The 4,296-nt window shown below is 40.3% G+C and carries 6 protein-coding genes and 1 pseudogene; 6 read left to right on the plus strand and 1 reads right to left on the minus strand.

Going from position 1 to position 4,296, the window contains the following annotated elements; translation table 11 throughout:
* The 6 genes and pseudogenes from H5202_RS18385 to H5202_RS18410 form a co-directional block, all read left to right on the plus strand.
* Nucleotides 1-234: pseudogene (locus H5202_RS18385) on the plus strand (hypothetical protein); the annotation flags it as partial.
* 76 nt (nt 235-310) lie between these two features.
* Complete coding sequence (locus H5202_RS18390) at nt 311-577, plus strand: Rho-binding antiterminator (RefSeq protein WP_182773348.1); 267 nt, start codon at nt 311-313, stop codon at nt 575-577.
* A 166-nt stretch (nt 578-743) separates the two neighbouring features.
* On the plus strand, nt 744-1,181 hold the full coding sequence (locus H5202_RS18395; protein ID WP_101086928.1) for an acyl-CoA thioesterase: 438 nt from the start codon (nt 744-746) through the stop codon (nt 1,179-1,181).
* Nucleotides 1,182-1,365: 184 nt separating this feature from the next.
* Nucleotides 1,366-2,028: a response regulator transcription factor gene (locus H5202_RS18400; protein WP_182773349.1), complete on the plus strand. Its 663-nt coding sequence runs from the start codon at nt 1,366-1,368 to the stop codon at nt 2,026-2,028.
* Nucleotides 2,028-2,642: a DUF938 domain-containing protein gene (locus tag H5202_RS18405; protein ID WP_182773350.1), complete on the plus strand. Its 615-nt coding sequence runs from the start codon at nt 2,028-2,030 to the stop codon at nt 2,640-2,642. Before H5202_RS18400 ends, H5202_RS18405 begins: the two co-directional genes overlap by 1 nt.
* Before the next feature lie 298 nt (nt 2,643-2,940).
* On the plus strand, nt 2,941-3,786 hold the full coding sequence (locus tag H5202_RS18410) for a D-hexose-6-phosphate mutarotase (RefSeq protein WP_182773351.1): 846 nt from the start codon (nt 2,941-2,943) through the stop codon (nt 3,784-3,786).
* A gap of 197 nt (nt 3,787-3,983) precedes the next feature.
* On the opposite strand, the gene H5202_RS18415 is transcribed toward H5202_RS18410, so the two are convergent.
* The gene (locus tag H5202_RS18415; protein ID WP_165872404.1) at nt 3,984-4,157 is read right to left on the minus strand and encodes a hypothetical protein; all 174 of its coding nucleotides are present in this window, start codon (nt 4,155-4,157) and stop codon (nt 3,984-3,986) included.
* Nucleotides 4,158-4,296: the final 139 nt, after the last annotated feature.

Raw genomic sequence — 4,296 nt, forward strand, 5'->3', positions numbered from 1 at the left:
CTCGATTTAACTGTTTATGATCCACGTGATATGGCTGCATTTACCCAATATCTATTAACTCAACAGGGTAGTATTTTAGTGGTCGGACACAGTAATACTTCGACAGATTTAGTTGAAGGTCTTGGTGCCGAAAAACAAACACCCATTGAAGATGCTAGCGAGTTTGATCGCTTATATATCGTGACCCTCAATGCGAACAAGCAAATGGTGTCAACTGTGTTGCTACGCTATTAGATGGTAAATGATTGTTAGTAAATGATTGTAGAAAACAATAGTGGCAAATGAGACAGCAGACAAATAGGTGACCGACATGGAGCCAATTAAATGTGAGATTTACGATTACATTGAGATCATCTGTTTGTATCGCTATAGGGTCAAATTGACATTAATCGATGGAACCCATCTTCAAGGTCAATTTGACCGAACTTTATATGTCAGTCGCAATCAACAAAAACACGAAGCCATTGCCGGCATGAATCAACAACAGCAAGCAATAGAAGTGATATTAACCGATATCATTTCTATTGATGTTCTCACAAAAAACGCCTCATTTAACCATCTCTCGTTAATCCAATAGTTTACGCCATACCACTTATGAGAATATTTACCCTAAAGCCCGTAAAATCTTGACCTTAAGCGATTAAACAGGCATTGCAACATCGACATAGGTGAGTTCAATACAGTATAATGCGCGGCTTTTTTCGCTGAATTATTTGTTGATCTGCATAACATTAGGTAGTTGTATGTCCCTTGCTCAAAACCCTGCTCAAACTCAAAACCATTTCCCTGATGACATTGCTGCACGTATTGCTCAATCAGAAGCACGCGTTATAAAGGCTATTTTCCCGTCGAATACCAATCACCATAATACCTTATTTGGTGGTGATGCTTTAGCATGGATGGATGAAACAGCCTTTATCGCCGCCACCCGTTTTTGTCGTAAATCATTAGTAACCGTCAGTTCTGACCGTATCGATTTTAAAAAAGCGATACCCGCTGGCAGTTTAGCAGAGCTGATTGCTAATGTGATTCATGTAGGTAATACATCACTCAAAGTTGAAGTGAACATTTATGTTGAAGATATGTACAACGATCATCGAGAACATGCAATACGAGGAGTATTTACTTTTGTTGCAGTAGATGAAAACAGAAACCCAACCCAAGTGTGGCCACACAATTAATATACGCCCCTGCTGACATAGCCTAGTAGAAAGCTGCATTAGCACTTTATTTACTAGACTAAAGTCTATAATTTTACGGTTTTTATTCAAATCAATCACAATGTGACATAAAGCAATAGAATACTCGATTACTTTTCTGTTACATTGAGTTTATCTTCACGTGCAACATAGAATAAAAAACGCCATGAAGCTCGAAAATTTAAACATCATCATTGCAGATGATCATCCATTATTCCGTAATGCCTTAAGGCTAGCGCTGAGTAATGCTTTTGAAAAAACTCAATGGTTTGAGGCTGATAGTGCCGAAGCGTTGCAAAGGGTTCTTGATCAAAAAGAGACCCCATACGACTTAATCTTGCTGGACCTGCAAATGCCTGGTTCGCACGGTTACTCAACCTTAATCCACCTCAGAACTCATTATCCAGATATCCCTGTTGTGGTGATATCAGCCCATGAAGACATCAACACCATCAGCCGAGCGATACATTATGGTAGTAGCGGGTTTATCCCAAAATCTGCTTCAATGGAAGCGTTAACTGAAGCATTAAATGCAGTGTTATATGGCGATATTTGGTTACCACAAGGCACGCAAATTGTGCCTGTTTCTGATGACCCAACCGACAAAATGGCCAGCCGGCTATCAGACTTAACTCCGCAACAATATCGCGTATTACAAATGTTTGCAGAGGGGTTACTCAACAAACAAATAGCCTATGATTTTGGGGTATCAGAAGCAACTATCAAAGCACATGCCACTGCGATATTTCGTAAACTGGGGGTTCGCAATCGCACTCAAGCGGTGATAGCATTGCAGCATTTAGAAATGGAAAGAATTGATATCTCGTAATGCCTCAATCATTCTCGCTGGAACAGCTGCCTTTTTCACAAGCATGTGAAAATAACAAGCAACCTATCTTGACCCTATTGGCAAAATGGTTTGCCAATAGAGTACATGTACTTGAAATAGGCAGTGGCACAGGCCAACACAGCGTCTATTTCGCTGAAAACCTTGCCCATGCTCGCTGGCAACCAAGCGATCAGCAACATTATTTGCCTACCCTACAAGCTCGGCTCAATTCACAAACATCACCAAACTTACAACAGGCTATTAGCCTTGATGTCACCCAACCATGGCCCCTACGTTTATCAGATGTAGATGCAATATTCAGTGCTAACACCTTGCACATTATGAGTAAGCCAATGGTGGAAGCATTCTTTACTGGTGTTGGTAGTGTATTGGTTAATTCAGGTTCATTAGTCGTTTATGGTCCCTTTAATTATCAAGGCCAATTTACCAGTGACAGTAATCAACAATTCAATTTGTGGCTGCAACACAACAATCCTGATAGCGGTATCCGCGATATTGAATGGATCTGCCAGTTAGCACTGCAACAAGGGCTAACACTTCAAGATGACATCGCCATGCCAGCCAACAACCGTCTGTTACATTTTATTAAATAACCTCAACTCTACATTAGTGATGGGCTAAATCGATACAGAGTGGTTATTTCAAATCTGTAATATCAAAACTCGATATTTTGCTCACAAGGCGAATTGAATCGTAATAGTCTATCGATGACAAGTCATGCTGCACAGTTAGCAAGCTAAAGGGTTGTTTAAAGTTCGTTTGTTATCCCGAGCTCATATATTCACTAAGGTGGAGTAAACGAACTGAAAATCATCCAAACGATTAGTGACTTACTTGCCAAAAACCTTGTAAGCTAACGACTAGAGTCAAAAATACACAAGGACACTCGTTATGGGTTCGGTTACCACAAAAAGACATCCCAATGGTCTTGATTATGTTGTTGTTGACACAGCACTTTGCCAAGCACGTATTTTTATGCAGGGAGCGCAAATAGACCAATTTACACCTGTAGGCAACGCACCACTATTATGGGTATCAAGTGCAGATGATTATCAACCTGGTAATGGTATCAGAGGAGGAATCCCCATTTGCTGGCCCTGGTTTGGCATGAGCGACACTCCAGGATTTCCATCGCACGGTTTTGCACGAAACAAAACCTGGTCACTTGAATCAGTCAAAATGCGTAACCAATTAGTAGACTTAGTATTCACTCTGCCCGCCAATGAAATGGATAAACAATATTGGCCTCATAATACCCAAGTAAAGGTGTTATTCACTTTAGGCGAAACCTTATCAGTCAGCTTGGTGAATACTAATAATGGAGATGATGAGGTAAAGCTTACCCAAGCATTGCATAGCTACTTTCCTATTGAAGATATTCACCAATTGAAAGCGAGTGGCTTTACTGGGTCACAGTACATTGAATTTGGTGAAGGGCCGTTTAAACAAGTCGATGACGTAGTCAAATTTGAACGAGAAACAGATAGGGTTTATACCCAATTAGGTGATACTCAGGAGTTACATACACAAAACGGCACTATTGTGGTCAGCCGTGAAAACAGCCAATCGGCTGTACTTTGGAACCCTTGGATAGACAAGTCGATGCGCCTTTCACGCTTTAATGCCGACGATTACTTAACCATGGTGTGCCTAGAAGCCGCTAATGTGTTGGAAGACTGCGTGGTATTAGCACCAGGACAAAGTCATACATTAACCACTCATATTAGCTGGAAATAACACCGCTATTTGAGTGAGATAAACAGATAAACCGCGATGCTAAGTCGCCATTAAGAGAAGTTCATCGCCTAATAATAGAAAAGGCAGCCAAGATGGCTGCCTTTGTTAATTTCAAATATCCATTTGCTATTTCGATACTTTGGTCATGATCATCATAAAAATCAACGAGCAATATCTGACAACCTTGAAGGTTAGTATTAGCTAACGACTCTATTTTTATTCTTTTTAAACAAGCCAAACCAAAAGGCTGATTCAAGCAATCCACCAGCCACAAAAAAAGTGATCGCTCCCGTTTGGCTACCGGCTAAATAACACGTTAGTGCAAGCACGATTAAAGTGACTAACAACAATAATCTGTAGATACCTGTCATATTAATTTCTCTCAATCCTATAAATGCACTATTCAAAAATAGTAACAAAACCTATCGGTACATTAGCGCTTTACTAAACCACGAGTCAACTAAACTATCGCCAATAAAAAAGGCAGCCGAAGCTGCCTTTGTTGCAATC

Source organism: Shewanella sp. SG41-4, from assembly GCF_014164505.1.
Lineage (GTDB): Bacteria > Pseudomonadota > Gammaproteobacteria > Enterobacterales > Shewanellaceae > Shewanella.